This window comes from Arthrobacter sp. EM1 (genome assembly GCF_029964055.1).
Lineage (GTDB): Bacteria > Actinomycetota > Actinomycetes > Actinomycetales > Micrococcaceae > Arthrobacter.
This window is the reverse complement of record NZ_CP124836.1, coordinates 2,625,922-2,640,737: the sequence shown is the minus strand read 5'-3', so window position 1 is coordinate 2,640,737 and position 14,816 is coordinate 2,625,922. Positions and strand designations below refer to the sequence as shown.

Here is a 14,816-nt window from a genome sequence, read left to right as displayed (position 1 = left end):
GCCCGATAGGCTAGACGGCATGGAAGACAGCGGCACGGCAAACACCGGCTCGGACGCAGATGACCCCAATGACCGGACCGCCGGCCGGGATGCCGACGGCGGCCGGGCCACCCGCCGGGGATTGGCCCGTTACGCCCGGCCGGCGCTGATCGCCGGCATTGTGCTCGCGGTGGTTTGCGCGGCGCTGCTGGTGATTATCTTTTTCCTTGATTCCTTCAACGCCACGGTTTATTCCGTCGGCGGCAAAGACGTTGCGGACGCCACCGACGAGGCGAGGGACATCCGGGACACTTATGCCGCGGCCCGAACCGGCGGCATCGTCGTCCTGGCCGCCGGCGTCGTCCTTGCCGCCGCCGGCGCCCTGGTGCTGTACCGGCACCGGGGGGAGGCCGGTGCCAGCGACGCGGACAACGGCGAAGACGTGAACTTCGAGGACCTCGGCTGAGGGCAGCCGGCAGTCGTGCGGCGTTAACGGGTGACGAAATTCTGGCACTCACCTTGACCGAGTGCTAACTACTTACATAGAGTCGTCATTAGCACTCTCCCTAGGAGGGTGCTAATACTCAAGCTGGACCTGCCAGGTACGCTGCCGGCACCGCGACGACGGTTTGTGCGCCTTGGCACCACAGCTTTAAAGTCCACGAATTTGCTGACGAAAAGGAGAGGTCCTTGTCGGTCTCTATTAAGCCTCTTGAGGATCGTATTGTTGTCCGCCCGCTCGAAGCCGAGCAGACCACGGCCTCCGGCCTGGTTATCCCGGACTCCGCGCAGGAAAAGCCGCAGGAAGGCGAAGTTGTTGCAGTTGGCCCCGGCCGCTTTGACGACAACGGCAACCGCGTTCCGATCGACGTCACCGTCGGCGACGTTGTTATCTACTCCAAGTACGGCGGAACCGAAGTCAAGACCGGCGGTACCGAGTACCTCGTACTGTCCGCCCGCGACGTCCTGGCGATCGTCGTAAAGTAACTCTTATGGACCCCGCGCCGCCGATCCGTCTGATTCATCTCTGACAGGTCAGTTGCGCGGGGTTCTGTCTTGAAAGGACAAAAACCATGGCAAAGCAGCTTGCGTTTAACGACGCTGCCCGCCGGTCGCTTGAAGCCGGCATCGATAAGCTCGCCAACACGGTCAAGGTGACGCTTGGCCCGCGTGGCCGCAACGTTGTGCTGGACAAGAAGTGGGGCGCCCCCACGATCACCAACGATGGTGTCACCATCGCCCGTGAAGTCGAACTGGACGACCCCTACGAGAACCTTGGCGCGCAGCTTGCCAAGGAGGTCGCCACCAAGACCAACGACGTGGCCGGCGACGGCACCACCACCGCCACTGTGTTGGCACAGGCGCTTGTTAAGGAAGGCCTCCGCAACGTTGCGGCAGGCGCCGCACCGGGCGAGATCAAGCGCGGCATCGAGGTTTCCGTCGAAGCCGTCGCTGCCCGCCTGCTCGAAAACGCACGTCCGGTCGAAGGCACCCAGGTCGCCAACGTCGCCTCCATCTCCGCACAGAGCGACGAGGTCGGCGAGCTCCTGGCCGAGGCATTCGGTAAGGTCGGCAAGGATGGTGTGATCACCATTGAGGAATCCTCCACCACGCAGACCGAACTGGTCCTCACCGAGGGCATGCAGTTCGACAAGGGCTACCTGTCCCCGTACTTCGTCACCGACGCAGAACGCCAGGAAGCAGTCCTCGAAGATGCGCTGATCCTCATCAACCAGGGCAAGATTTCATCCGTCCAGGACTTCCTGCCGCTGCTGGAAAAGGCGCTGCAGAGCTCCAAGCCGCTCTTTATCATCGCCGAGGACGTCGACGGCGAGGCTCTCTCCACGCTGATCGTCAACCGCATCCGCGGCACCCTGAACGTCGTTGCCGTCAAGGCTCCGGGCTTCGGTGACCGCCGCAAGGCCATGCTGCAGGACATCGCCACCCTTACGGGTGCGCAGGTTGTTTCGCCGGAACTGGGCCTCAGCCTGGATACGGTCGGCCTGGAGGTGCTCGGTACTGCCCGGCGTATCACCGTCACCAAGGACAACACCACCATCGTTGACGGCGCCGGTTCGGCCGAGGACGTCGCAGCCCGGGTTTCCCAGCTGCGCGCCGAGCTGACCCGCACCGATTCCGACTGGGACAAGGAAAAGCTCCAGGAGCGCCTGGCTAAGCTGGCCGGCGGCATCGGCGTGATCAAGGTTGGCGCGGCTACCGAAGTCGAGCTGAAGGAAAAGAAGCACCGCATCGAGGACGCCGTGTCCTCGACCCGCGCTGCCCTGGAAGAAGGCATTGTGGCCGGCGGTGGCGCTGCCCTCATCCACGCCCTCAAGGCCCTCGACGAGGACCCTGCCGTCAAGGCCCTCGAAGGTGACGCGGCCGCCGCTGTCGGCATCGTCCGCCGGGCACTGACCCAGCCGCTGCGCTGGATCGCCCAGAACGCCGGCTTCGACGGCTACGTGGTGGTCGCCAAGGTGGCCGAATCAGCCAACAACCAGGGCTTCAACGCCAAGACCGGCGAATATGAAGACCTCATCGCGGCCGGCGTTATCGACCCGGTCAAGGTGACGCGTGCGGCCCTGCGCAACGCGGCTTCCATCGCGGCGCTGGTGCTCACCACGGAAACCCTCGTGGTCGAGAAGCCTGCCGACGAGGACGAGCACGCGGGCCACCAGCACTAAGGTCCGGCGGCGGCGCCCCGGACGGTGCCGCAGTTTCCCTCGGAGCAGCCAGCCAAGGGAGCAGCCAGCCAAAGACCAGTAAACAAAGGACCGGACCAGCACCCGCTGGTCCGGTCTTTTGTGTGTTTTAGGCAGTCATCAGCGTCTGGACCCCGTGGCGGTCCGTCGTGGCCGCAGGCTCGCACCCCGCAGCCGGTGTCTGGTGACGAGCCGGTAAAAGATCAGCACGGCAACCGCGGCCGCGACGATGCCCACGAGGTTCAGCCCCAGCTGCACCGCCGAGCCGGCAGCCTTTTGGTATTCGCCCAGGACCAGGGCCACCGCCACGAAGCCCGCGGCCGGGACCGTTGTGACCGAGATGAACACCCCGACCAGCGCTGCGGACCGCCGGCTGATCACGGAGAGCATCCCAGCGGTCCCGGCCAGGACGGCAACGATGAGCGAATAGGGGCCCGGGTGGTAAATGAAGTCGACGGCAGAACCGCGGTCCAGCACGTCGGGCGGAAAGAGGCCCAGCGGTACTGACAGCCACGCCGTGAGCGCGGCCGCCAGCATGGCCGCGGGGAACCCGACGCCAAGCGCCAGTGCCGCACTGCGGCCCAGCTGCCATTGGCCGCGGACAAGTGCCACGGCCAGGGCCGCCAGGGGGCCGAACTCCGGTCCCACCGCCATGGCCCCGACAATGGCGATAGTGGAATCCGTGACGATCCCGATGGCCGCCAGCTGGGTCGCGAGGATCAGGAACGCCAGGTAGCTCCACGTAAGCCGCGAGTCTTCGCCCGTCTGTCGGGATACCTCGTCCCAGATCACGGTGTCCGCGCCTTCGCCGGGGGCGTCGGCGGTGGCCTTGTCCGCACGGTCGGAGAGCACCAACTCCGGCATGGCCACCGAGATCGAACCTTGCTCCTGGACATTCAGGGCTTGGAGTTTCTCCACGAGCCGCTCCACGGATTCCCTGGCGACCAGGACGTGGATGATGTCCCCGGCGGGAAGGACAGAAGCGCCCGGCTGGCGGGAAACTTCCGCGACGCCTAGCTCTCCGGTGCAGCAGTCCGTCACGACGGCGGACAACTCGGCCGGAACACAAATACGCAGCTCTGCGATCACGATGGGGCCTCCTCTGGCTCGTTACAGGGTAGCCCCGGGCCGGCAGGGAACCTGCCGCTGGCCCGCCGGTCACCGCGCTGTGATTGGCCAGAAAAATTACGGCTCGGTAACATTGATGTTTTGGAAACCGGCCTGAAGGGCTCCCAGTGTCGATCGAGCGCAGCACAGCCAGCCCGCAGCAGGCGGTCGCGGGTTCTCCGGCGCCCCCACAACCGGGCTACCGGCCCGAAGTCCAGGGCCTGCGCGCCCTTGCGGTCCTGATGGTGGTCACGTACCACGTGTGGCTCGGCAGGGTCTCCGGCGGGGTGGACGTCTTCCTCCTAATTTCGGCCTTCCTGATGACTCTCAGCTTCGCCCGAAAGGTCGAAAGCGGCAGGCCCCTTCGTCTCCTGAGCCACTGGCTGCACCTGCTCAAACGGCTGCTGCCCGCCGTTGTAGTCGTTATTCTGGGTGTACTTGCAGGCACCCGGGCAATCCTGCCCGAGAGCCGCTGGCCGGACATCCTCGACCAGGCCTGGGCCTCCCTTCTCTACCGGCAGAACTGGCTGCTGGCGGACTCCGCCGTCGACTACTACGCGCAGGACCACTCCGGCGCCAGTCCGCTGCAGCACTTCTGGTCGCTGTCCATCCAAGGGCAGGTCTTCCTGCTGTGGCCGCTCGTTTTTGCCGGCGCCGCAGTGCTGCTGCGCCTCCTGCGCCGGCGGACGCCGTGGGCAAACCGGATCAGTTACCCCGGCCTCCTGGCCGCGGCGTTTGGTGCGATTTTCGTTGCCTCACTGATTTACTCCATTGAGCAAACCGCCGCCAACCAGGCCTATGCCTACTTCGACACCCGCACCCGGCTCTGGGAATTCGCGCTCGGATCGCTGCTGGCGCTTGCACTTCCACACCTCAAACCCGGTAAAGCGCTCCGGGTTGTCCTCGGCTGGGCCGGGCTGACCGCGATGCTCTCCTGCGGCTTGCTGCTCACCGTAGACCGCTCCTTCCCGGGCTTCATTGCGCTGTGGCCGACGCTGGCAGCTGCGGCCATCATCGTGGCCGGACAGAGCGGGAGCCGCTTCGGCGTCGACCGGATCCTGAGCTGGAAACCGCTGGTGGCACTCGGGGACAACTCGTACGCCCTGTACCTCTGGCACTGGCCGCTGCTGGTGCTTGCCCTTGCCGGGATGGGCATCGCCGCGCCGAACCTGATCCAAGGCCTGGCCGTGGTGGCCGCCTCGATCGTGCTGGCGGTGCTGACCACCAGGTTCGTGGAGAAGCCCTTACGCGAGTGGCACTGGCCGCAGCGACGGGCCTGGCGCACCGCCGTCGTGATCGCAGCGTGTGGCGCGCTGCTGGCTGGCCCGGTGTCCGTGTGGCAGAGCAAGATCATGGCCGACGAGGCGGCCGCGGCGGCGCAGCCGAAGGAACTGACCCCCGGCGCGGCCGCCCTGGCGCCCGAGAACGCGGGTAAACCTACTCCCGCCGCGAAGATCATTCCGGCTCCGGTCGCCATGAAAAACGAATGGGCTGACATCGACGGGCTCTGCACGGACGGGAACGTGCCCGCCGACCCGCTGCTCGCCGGATGCCTGCAAAACACCCAGCCGGAGACTGTCACCAAACGCATTGTGGTCCTGGGCGACTCCCACGCCCAGCAGTACATGGCAGCACTCGGGCCGGTCGCCCGGACCCGCGGCTGGGAAGTGGTGGCACTGCTGAAAGGCAACTGCCGCTTCGGCGGTGAGTCCCCGGAGCGGGACGCCGAGTGCAACGCTTTCAACGCCGCCAGCGCCCGGTACGTCCTGGACCAGCAGCCCGATGCCGTTTTCACAGTCGCCTCGCTCACCCACACCGAAGCGCCGTTTGAAACCGAGGTGCCGCAGTATCTTGAGGGCATTCAAGCCTTCACCGACGCCGGTATGGACGTGGTCGGCATCCGCGACAATCCGCGCTTTGGCATCAACATGCCCGAATGCGTCCAGAAGAACGGCTCGGACGACCCCAAGTGCCGGGTGCCGCTGCAGGAGTCCTTGGCCCGTTCTTCACCCCTGGACGCCTACCGGGGGAGGGTCCAGGGCCTGTACCTGATGGACCTGAGCGACTTCATCTGCGCCGACGGAATCTGCCCGGCCGTGGTCGGGAATGTGTACGTGTACAAGGACGACAACCATCTGACCAAGACCTACGTCCAAAGTATGCTCCCCATGTTCGAAGAGCGGCTCCTGGCAGCCACCGGCTGGACGTGACGCGGCGGCGTCCGGTGCAGTTGCTCACATTCCTGCCCCGGAATATGGGGATTGGCGGCAAGGTTCTACTATTTATTCAACACTTCTGCACAGGCCATGCCCGTAATGACGGGCTGGTCATCTGTTGCAACCCCTACCCGTGAAACCCGTACCCAAGGTAAGAGGCGCACTCATGACCCAGCCCGAACACAACCCCTTCGGCTTTATCGGCCTGACCTACGACGATGTCCTGCTGCTGCCCGGACACACCAACGTCATCCCGTCCGAGGCGGATACGTCTTCCCGGATCTCCAAGCGCATCACCGTCAACACGCCGTTGCTCTCCGCGGCGATGGACACCGTGACGGAGTCCCGGATGGCGATCGCCATGGCACGCCAGGGCGGCCTCGGCGTGGTGCACCGCAACCTTTCCATCGCCGACCAGGCCGACCAGGTGGACCGCGTCAAGCGCAGCGAATCCGGCATGATCACCAACCCGCTGACCATCGGCCCGGAAGCGACGCTGGCCGAGCTGGATGAAATCTGCTCGCATTACCGCGTTTCCGGCCTGCCCGTCGTCGATGAGGGCATGCGGCTGCTGGGCATTGTCACCAACCGCGACACCCGCTTTGTGCCGGAAGCGGATTTCCCGATCCGCCTGGTCAGCGACGTAATGACCAAAATGCCCCTTGTTACTGGGCACGTCGGCATCAGCCGCGAAGAAGCCTCACACAAGCTCGCGACCAACAAGATCGAAAAGCTCCCCCTGGTCGACGAGCAGGGCCGGCTCAAGGGGCTCATCACCACCAAGGACTTCACCAAGGCCGAGCAGTACCCGCTGGCCACCAAAGACGACGAAGGCCGGCTGCGCGTCGGTGCGGCCATCGGGTTCTTCGGTGACGGCTGGGAACGTGCGATGGCCCTGATCGACGCGGGCGTTGACGCCCTCTTCGTGGACACCGCCAACGGCCACTCCCAGGGTGTCCTGGACATGATTGCCCGGCTGAAGTCTGACCCGGCAGCGGCGCACGTGGACATCATCGGCGGCCAGGCCGCCACACGCGAAGGCGCCCAGGCGCTCATTGACGCCGGTGCTGACGGCATCAAGGTCGGTGTGGGTCCGGGTTCCATCTGCACCACCCGCGTTGTTGCCGGCGTCGGCGTCCCGCAGATCACCGCTATCTATGAGTCGGCAAAGGCAGCCATCCCGGCCGGCGTTCCGCTGATCGCCGACGGCGGGCTGCAGTATTCCGGGGACATCGGCAAGGCGCTGGTCGCCGGCGCGGACACCGTGATGCTCGGTTCCCTGCTGGCCGGCTGTGACGAGTCTCCCGGGGATCTGATTTTCGTCAACGGCAAGCAGTTCAAGCTCTACCGCGGGATGGGATCGCTCGGGGCCATGCAGACCCGCGGCAAGAACACTTCGTACTCCAAGGACCGCTACTTCCAAGCCGACGTCTCCGGTGATGACAAGCTCATTCCGGAAGGCATCGAGGGCCGGGTCGCCTACCGCGGGCCGCTGGCCTCCGTGGCGTACCAGCTGGTCGGCGGACTCCGCCAGACGATGTTCTACACCGGCGCCCCGACGGTGCCCGAGCTCAAGGCCCGCGGAAAATTCGTCCGCATCACGCCGGCCGGGCTCAAGGAATCCCACCCGCACGACATCCAGATGACAGTGGAGGCGCCGAACTACGGTTCGCGCTAAAACACCCAACTGACTCGCAGCAGGGGCCGTTTTGAAGGCTTATAACGGCCCCTGCTGCCAGTCAGTTGGGCAGGGGGATATGTTCTAGGCTGGAGGCATGTCCGCACTCCTGCCCGCGCGCGAGCCGAAACGCAAACTGGCGCTCAGGCCCTACGCCCGGGCCGTAGCGCAGGTGCTGCGCGTGAGTTTCCGGGCCTCGCCCGCCGCCGTCGTGATGAAGATCGTGGGCTCGGTGATTTCGGCGCTACTGCCGCTCGTGACCACCTACTTCGCTGCCCTGACCACGACGGCGCTGGCGGCGGCCTACGCGGGGAACGCCGCGGCCGGCCAGCAGGCGATCGTCTACGTCATCATCACTGCCGGGCTGGGATTGTTCTGGGGCGCTTTCAGCAGCGTGGACCGGTACATCCAGCAGCTGATGAGCTTCAAGGTCGGCGCGATCGTCGGGGACCTGATGTACGAGCGGTTCCTGGCCCTGGAGTTCTGGCGCTATGACGACAAAGAGACGGTGGACCTCTACGACCGGGCCAAGCGCTTCTCCGATTCCTACGCCCGGGTCCTAGACCGGATCGCAGCCATTTTCACCCAACTTGTCTCGGTGCTCCTGGCGATCGGCGCGTTGCTGCTGGTCAGCTGGTGGATTGCCGTGATCGTGCTGGTGGCGATTGTGCCCAGCGTGTACCTGCAGTTCAAGCTCTCCCGCGAGCAGATCGCGCACTGGAACACCCAAGTGGATTCGCGACGGCAACGCCGGATGATTGAAACCAATCTCCTGCGTCCCCAGCACATCGCCGAGATGCGGCTCTACGGGATCGTCGGCTACCTGATGGGGCTGCGCTCCCGGCTGCGGGACGCTGATGAAAAGCGCCGGCTCGACTTCCAGAAGCGCTACATCCCCAAACAGCTCGCTGCCGACACCCTGCAATACGGTGCGGAGGTGGTCTCCCTGGTCTGGGTGGTGGGCCAGATCATCGCCCGGGCCCAGCCGGTGGGGCAGTTCCTCTACGTCCAGCAGATTGTCAGCCGCGCCCTGTCCACCGCCAACAGCCTCGTCTCTTCCCTGAGTTCCATCGACGAGGACCTCGCGAACCTCAAGGACTACGAGCTCTTTATGGCGCTGCCGGTCCCGTCGGAGCAGGCCCCGCCCCTGCTGCAGGCGCCCCGGACCGTGGAACTGCGGGATATCCGGTTCACCTACACCGGCAGCGAGCTGGAAGTCATCAGGGGTATCTCGCTGACTATCCGCGAGGGCCAGCACATTGCGATCGTGGGGGAGAACGGTGCCGGAAAGTCCACCCTCATCCGGATTCTCGCCGGGCTGTACCGCCCGGACTCCGGACAGGTACTGCTCGACGGCGTCGACCTCGCCGCCGTCGACGTAAAGACCTGGCACCGCCACCTTGCGGTGCTCAGCCAGGAGTTCCTGAAGTACGAGTTCGCCACCGCGGCGGAGAACATCTACTTCGGTGACGTGGATACACCGCGCGACGACGAACGGATCCGCCGGGCGGCGGCCGATGCCGAAGCCCTCGAATTCATCAACAAGCTGCCCAACGGGCTGGACAACCACGTGAGCAACTGGATGGAGGACCCGCGCGGCCGGAAAGGCAGCGGGCTCTCCGGCGGCCAATGGCAGCGCCTCGCGATGGCCCGGAACTTCTACCGCGGTGCTTCTTTTATGGTGATGGACGAGCCGACGTCGGCGATCGACGCACTCGCCGAGCACCGGATCTTCACCCGGCTCTTCGCGGACCGCAGCAGCACCATCATCGCCATCAGCCACCGGCTAGCCACCATCGAAAAGGCGGACACCGTCTACATGCTTGAGGACGGCCTGATCGTCGAGCAGGGCACACACAAGGAACTGGTGGCCATGCGGGGCCGCTATTTCCGGATGTTCGAATCGCAGCTGGCCGTGGACGAGGCCGAAGGCGCCTGAGCGGACACCCGGGCTAGCGGGAACTGCTGTGGCCCGGCCCTTTTTTGCGCAGGACGACGGTGACGACGATTGCGGCCACCGTACCGCGGAAAAAGGCCGGAACCGCCCCGGCTAAACCATTGAACCGGCCGTGGACCCTCTCTGGTGCCGGACGAAAGCGAGCCTCAACCCCGATACGAGTGCCAGCGATCCGGCAATGAGCAGCAGTGTGGCCACGTCGTAGAGAACGAGTTGAACCACCAGGACCACCAAGGCGCCCAGACACGCCAGGAAGCCGATGGCGCTGACCAGCTTGGGCCAGAAGCCATGAAGCAATCGGCTGGCCAGCAGGTTCGTTGCACCGAACACCGCCAGGAAAACCGCCGATCCGAAGGTGAGCAGGGAAGTGATGTCCGGCAGCATGGCAAATGCTGCACCAAAGACTGCCAGGAATACGAGGGCCGTAACGGGCAGTCCGCCACGGACCTTTGCGAAGATTGCCGGCAGTTCACGGGCGACGGCGATTTCATGCATCTGCCGTGCGGTAGAAAATAGGGTTGCATTGATTGCGGAGCTCGCCGCCAGCAATGCCCCGAGACTGGCGATCCAGTATCCGGCCGTGCCGAGGGCGGCTTGGCCGGCCGCTGCAAATGCCACTTCCTTCTGCGAAATGATGATTGCGTCGCTGACCAGCATCTGGGCGCCAACCGTCACCGTGACGTACACCAGCGTGACGATGGCGGTCGAGAGGTAGAGCGCCCGCGGCAGTGTCCACCGTGGGCGGTCCAAATCCTCGTAGTCGTAGGAGAGTAGCTCGAAGCCCTCATAGGCGACAAAGATCGAAGCCGCGGCCACGATCACGCCACCTAGCCCCTTGTTGTCCAGCGGCGCCAGCCGCTCCGGTGCGAAGTGCAGGAACCCCACCGTCGAGATCAACGCCAGCACCGCGACTTTGATCAACACGACAATGTCTTCGGACAGCGCCGAGGCGCCCACACCACGGAGGTTGATTCCCAGGAATACCAGCAAGATCAGTGCCGCGAAGCCGTCGGCGAAAATCCCCGGCAGGCCCAGGACGTTTGCCGCATAGTGGCCAAAGGTGAATCCGTAGACTGCCAGGGCGACCAAGTACCCGAACATCAGCAGCCAGGAGATGTATGAGCCAACGCGCGGATAGCCGGCATCCTGCAGGTATACGAACAGGCCGCCGGACCGTCCGGCCCGGGCCGAAAGGGCCGCGAACGAATGCGCCGTGACAATGGCGATGCCACCGCCGATAAGAAAACTACCCACGGCCAGGTGGCCGGCAAGCGCCACGGTGACGCCGAGAACGCTGAAGATACCTCCGCCGATCATGCCTCCGACTGCCATCGCCACGGCATCGCGCAGTCTTAACTTTCCAAGGCCCTTGTTACGCCGCGCGGCGGTTCCGGGATGAAACGCAGCCTTGGGCGGCGAGGATCTGCTGGACATCTGAGCCCTCATTCCTTTATGCAGCCACGGTTGGTGCGATCTTGCTAGCCGGCCTCTGGACATTGTGCCCCGCGTAATTCGAATCCGGCAGGGGGTTAGTGCCCTTGTGAGCCCATCCCGGCCCGGCAGGCGCGGCCAAATGCCCGTCACGGGCAGGGTCAAGTAAAGTGGGGACGTGACTTACGAGATTGAGATTGGCCGTGGCAAGCGTGGGCGTCGTGCCTACTCCCTGGATGACATTGCGATCGTCCCCAACCGACGCACCCGCGATCCCAAGGACGTATCCGTCTCCTGGCAGATCGACGCTTACAAGTTCGACATGCCCGTTATTGCCGCGCCGATGGATTCCGCGATGTCCCCGGAAACCGTCATCGCGCTGGGCCGCCTCGGCGGGCTCGGCGTCCTCGACCTCGAAGGCCTGTGGACCCGGTACGAGGACCCGCAAGCCGTCCTGGACCAGATCGGTGCCCTCCAGGACGAGACGAACAGCCCCGCCGTGACCCGGCGTATGCAGGAGCTTTACCAGGCCCCGATCCAGCCCGAGCTGATCACCTCCCGGCTAGCGGAGATCCGCGCCGCGGGCGTTACGGTTGCCGGCTCCCTCACCCCGCAGCGGACCCAGGAGCACTACAAAACCGTCGTGGCGGCCGGCGTCGACATCTTTGTGATCCGCGGCACCACGGTCTCGGCCGAGCACGTTTCGAAGGACCACGAGCCGCTGAACCTCAAGCAGTTCATCTACGAACTCGACGTTCCGGTAATCGTCGGGGGCGCGGCTGGCTACACCCCGGCCCTGCACCTGATGCGCACCGGCGCCGCGGGGGTGCTGGTCGGTTTCGGCGGCGGAGCCACGAGCACCACCCGCCGGGCCCTCGGCATCCACTCGCCGATGGCGTCCGCCATCTCCGACGTCGCCGCCGCCCGCCGGGACTACATGGATGAGTCCGGCGGACGCTACGTCCACGTGATCGCCGACGGCGGGATGGGTTCCTCCGGCGACATCGTAAAAGCTATCGCCATGGGCGCGGACGCCGTGATGCTCGGCAGCGCCCTCGCCCGCGCCGAGGAAGCCCCGGGCAAGGGCTGGCACTGGGGCCAGGAAGCGCACCACCTTGAACTTCCCCGGGGTGACAGGGTCAACGTTGGCACCGTCGGACCCCTCGAAGAGGTCCTTTTCGGCCCCGGCCACCACACCAACGGAACATCCAACCTGATCGGTGCACTGCGCCGTTCGATGGCGACCACCGGCTATTCGGACCTGAAGGAATTCCAGCGCGTCGACGTCGTGGTGTCGCCCTACGCCGGCAACTGATAGCCCCCTGCCCATCCGGTGAAGTTGGAAGTAGTGTGGTGCACTACGAGATTTGATCCGGATGGAGGCGTGACATGAACAGTTTTCCCGGCGGTTCTTCAAAGACCGGCGGTGCCCTGGGGCCTGCGGAACGCGAAGCGTCGCTCGCGGTACTCAAGGGCACCACGGATCCCGGCAAGGAACTGGACATCCTGATCGTCGGCGGCGGCATCGTCGGCACCGGTGCCGCCCTGGACGCCGTCACACGGGGCCTCAGCGTTGGCATCGTCGAGGCAAACGACTGGGCAGCGGGTACCTCTTCGCGGTCCTCCAAATTGATCCACGGCGGCCTTCGCTACCTGGAGATGCTCGACTTCGCCCTGGTTAAAGAGGCCCTGCACGAGCGCGGGCTCATCCTCTCGGTGCTCGCCCCGCACCTGGCCCGGCCGGTACCTTTCCTGTACCCGTTGACGAAACCCTTCATCGAACGTCCATATGTGGGGGCCGGCATTGCGCTCTACGATGCCATGTCCATCTCGACCGGCCAGCAGCGGGGCGTCCCGTTCCACAAGCACCTGAGCCGCCGGGGAACGTTGCGGGCGGCGCCGAGCCTCAAGGATGACGCCTTCGTCGGGTCCATCAGGTACTACGACGGACAGGTCGACGATGCCAAGTACTGCGCCAACCTGGTCCGAACCGCCGCCTACTACGGGGCCCACGCCGTGAACCAGATGTCCGTCGTCGCGTTTGTCCGGGAAGGCGAACGGGTGGTCGGGGCGAAGGTGGTCAACCATGAGGACGGCTCCACGTTTAATATCAAGGCCAAGCAAGTCATCAACGCCACGGGCGTCTGGACGGACGAGACCCAGGCGATGGTGACCGACCGCGGCCAGCTTAAAGTGCGCGCCTCCAAGGGCATCCATCTCGTGGTGCCGCGGGACCGCTTCCAGTCCACCGTGGGACTGATCCTGCGCACCGAAAAATCGGTCCTGTTTGTCATCCCCTGGGGCCGGCACTGGATCATCGGGACCACGGATACCGACTGGCACCTGGACAAGGCCCACCCTGCTGCCTCCAGCAAAGACATCGACTACATCCTCGAACATGTGAACAAGGTGCTGAAGCGGCCCTTGACCCGTGAAGACGTCGAGGGCGTCTATGCCGGACTCAGGCCGCTCCTGGCCGGCGAAAACGATTCCACGGCCAAGCTTTCGCGCGAGCATGTGGTGGCCCATCCGGTACCGGGGCTCGTTGTGGTGGCCGGCGGTAAATGGACCACCTACCGGGTAATGGCCAAGGACGCCGTCGACGAGGCAACCCGCAGCATGGACGAACGCGTTGCGCCCAGTTGCACGGAATCCATTCCGTTGCTGGGTGCCAGCGGATTCAAGGCGGCCTGGAACAAACGCAACCGGATGGCCGAGGAAACCGGTGTCCACGTGGCGCGGATCGAGCACCTGCTCAACCGCTACGGGTCCATGGTCCCGGAAGTGCTCGCTCTTATCACCGAGAACCCCGACCTTGGCGAGCCGTTGCCGGGCGCCGACGACTACCTCGCCGCCGAAGCCGTCTACGCCGCCACCCACGAAGGGGCCCGGCATGTGCAGGACGTCCTGACCCGCCGCACCCGGATTTCGATCGAAGCCTGGGACCGCGGTGTGTCAGCAGCGCCGGTAGTCGCTAAACTGATGGGAGATGTCCTCGGCTGGAGCGATGCGCAGCGCGAGGGCGAAATCAAGCACTACCTGGCCCGGGTCGACGCCGAACGGCTTAGCCAGGAGCAGCCGGACGACGAATCCGCCGACGCAGCACGCCTGGGCATCGAGGACATCGTCCCGTTGCGTTGACCGGCAGCATCCGCCTGTGGTCCCAGCCGGGGCTGCAGGCGGAACCGCGCCACTTCGAAGGGATACCACTTGGCGGAACCATTGGACCGGTACGATGCCGAGCTCACCACCCCGGAAATGGTGATCCTCGAGATGGACGCCGTGGACAAGCTCGACGCAACAACCCAGCTGGCGGAACGGATGCATGCCGCCGGACGCATTTCCGATCTCCCGGGATTCCTCCGTCACGTCAACGCCCGTGAACACCAACTGGCCACCGGACTGCCAGGCGGCGTCGGCCTGCCCCATGCCCGCAGCGAGTTCGTCTCCCGGACCACCATTGCCGTCGGCATCACCAAGTACGGCAAGGCACTCGATTTCGGCGCCGCCGACGGGCCGGCAACAGTGGTCTTGCTGATCGCGACACCGGCCAGTTCCTTCTCGGAGCATCTGGAAGTGCTGGCCACCCTTGCCAGGTCACTGTCGAAGGAATCGTTCCGCGAATCGCTGCGGCGCGCCTACGACCCCGAAGTCATCGCAGAACTCATCAATTCCAGCCTGGTCTTTTTCGACCACTGAAGATCGGGACGGGGACTTTCGCGCCGACTCCCTCGCCACGCACGGAC

11 protein-coding genes are annotated in these 14,816 nt (G+C 65.1%); 9 read left to right on the top strand and 2 right to left on the bottom strand.

Going from position 1 to position 14,816, the window contains the following annotated elements:
* The first annotated feature begins 19 nt into the window (after positions 1–19).
* From QI450_RS12135 to groL, 3 genes are all read left to right on the top strand, one after another.
* Positions 20–445, top strand: coding sequence for a hypothetical protein (locus tag QI450_RS12135; protein ID WP_226774010.1), 426 nt, complete (start codon positions 20–22; stop codon positions 443–445).
* Positions 446–669: 224 nt separating this feature from the next.
* Positions 670–966 (top strand): co-chaperone GroES, encoded by a 297-nt coding sequence (gene groES / locus QI450_RS12130; RefSeq protein WP_024367421.1) that lies wholly within the window; start codon positions 670–672, stop codon positions 964–966.
* A gap of 86 nt (positions 967–1,052) precedes the next feature.
* Positions 1,053–2,663 carry a chaperonin GroEL gene (groL, locus tag QI450_RS12125; RefSeq protein ID WP_226774009.1) on the top strand — a complete coding sequence of 537 codons (1,611 nt, stop codon included), beginning with the start codon at positions 1,053–1,055 and terminating at the stop codon, positions 2,661–2,663.
* A 138-nt stretch (positions 2,664–2,801) separates the two neighbouring features.
* On the opposite strand, the gene QI450_RS12120 is transcribed toward groL, so the two are convergent.
* Complete coding sequence (locus tag QI450_RS12120; RefSeq protein WP_226774008.1) at positions 2,802–3,770, bottom strand: DUF389 domain-containing protein; 969 nt, start codon at positions 3,768–3,770, stop codon at positions 2,802–2,804.
* Between the two features lie 152 nt (positions 3,771–3,922).
* Between QI450_RS12120 and QI450_RS12115 the strand changes: the two genes are divergently transcribed.
* From QI450_RS12115 to QI450_RS12105, 3 genes are all read left to right on the top strand, one after another.
* A complete protein-coding gene (locus tag QI450_RS12115; protein ID WP_226774025.1) occupies positions 3,923–5,998 on the top strand; it encodes an acyltransferase family protein in 2,076 nt (691 codons plus the stop codon).
* A gap of 172 nt (positions 5,999–6,170) precedes the next feature.
* Positions 6,171–7,682 (top strand): IMP dehydrogenase, encoded by a 1,512-nt coding sequence (guaB, locus tag QI450_RS12110; RefSeq protein WP_226774007.1) that lies wholly within the window; start codon positions 6,171–6,173, stop codon positions 7,680–7,682.
* A gap of 97 nt (positions 7,683–7,779) precedes the next feature.
* Positions 7,780–9,621 carry an ABC transporter ATP-binding protein gene (locus tag QI450_RS12105; protein WP_226774006.1) on the top strand — a complete coding sequence of 614 codons (1,842 nt, stop codon included), beginning with the start codon at positions 7,780–7,782 and terminating at the stop codon, positions 9,619–9,621.
* A 111-nt stretch (positions 9,622–9,732) separates the two neighbouring features.
* On the opposite strand, the gene QI450_RS12100 is transcribed toward QI450_RS12105, so the two are convergent.
* Positions 9,733–11,073 carry an APC family permease gene (locus QI450_RS12100; RefSeq protein WP_226774005.1) on the bottom strand — a complete coding sequence of 447 codons (1,341 nt, stop codon included), beginning with the start codon at positions 11,071–11,073 and terminating at the stop codon, positions 9,733–9,735.
* Between the two features lie 175 nt (positions 11,074–11,248).
* On the opposite strand from QI450_RS12100, the gene QI450_RS12095 reads away from it, so the two are divergent.
* The 3 genes from QI450_RS12095 to QI450_RS12085 all read left to right on the top strand — a co-directional run bounded on the left by QI450_RS12095 (position 11,249) and on the right by QI450_RS12085 (position 14,769).
* Positions 11,249–12,385 (top strand): GuaB3 family IMP dehydrogenase-related protein, encoded by a 1,137-nt coding sequence (locus QI450_RS12095; protein ID WP_226774004.1) that lies wholly within the window; start codon positions 11,249–11,251, stop codon positions 12,383–12,385.
* Positions 12,386–12,459: 74 nt separating this feature from the next.
* Positions 12,460–14,211: a glycerol-3-phosphate dehydrogenase/oxidase gene (locus QI450_RS12090; protein ID WP_226774003.1), complete on the top strand. Its 1,752-nt coding sequence runs from the start codon at positions 12,460–12,462 to the stop codon at positions 14,209–14,211.
* 69 nt (positions 14,212–14,280) lie between these two features.
* A complete protein-coding gene (locus QI450_RS12085) occupies positions 14,281–14,769 on the top strand; it encodes a PTS sugar transporter subunit IIA (RefSeq protein ID WP_226774002.1) in 489 nt (162 codons plus the stop codon).
* The last annotated feature ends 47 nt before the right edge of the window (positions 14,770–14,816 follow it).

What these genes read in the sequence shown, in the direction of transcription:
- QI450_RS12135 (WP_226774010.1), top strand. Translation starts at nt 20, where the DNA reads ATGGAAGACAGCGGCACGGCAAACACCGGCTCGGACGCAGATGACCCC.
- groL (WP_226774009.1), top strand. Translation starts at nt 1,053, where the DNA reads ATGGCAAAGCAGCTTGCGTTTAACGACGCTGCCCGCCGGTCGCTTGAA.
- QI450_RS12105 (WP_226774006.1), top strand. Translation starts at nt 7,780, where the DNA reads ATGTCCGCACTCCTGCCCGCGCGCGAGCCGAAACGCAAACTGGCGCTC.
- QI450_RS12100 (WP_226774005.1), bottom strand. Translation starts at nt 11,073, where the DNA reads ATGTCCAGCAGATCCTCGCCGCCCAAGGCTGCGTTTCATCCCGGAACC.
- QI450_RS12090 (WP_226774003.1), top strand. Translation starts at nt 12,460, where the DNA reads ATGAACAGTTTTCCCGGCGGTTCTTCAAAGACCGGCGGTGCCCTGGGG.
- guaB (WP_226774007.1), top strand. Translation starts at nt 6,171, where the DNA reads ATGACCCAGCCCGAACACAACCCCTTCGGCTTTATCGGCCTGACCTAC.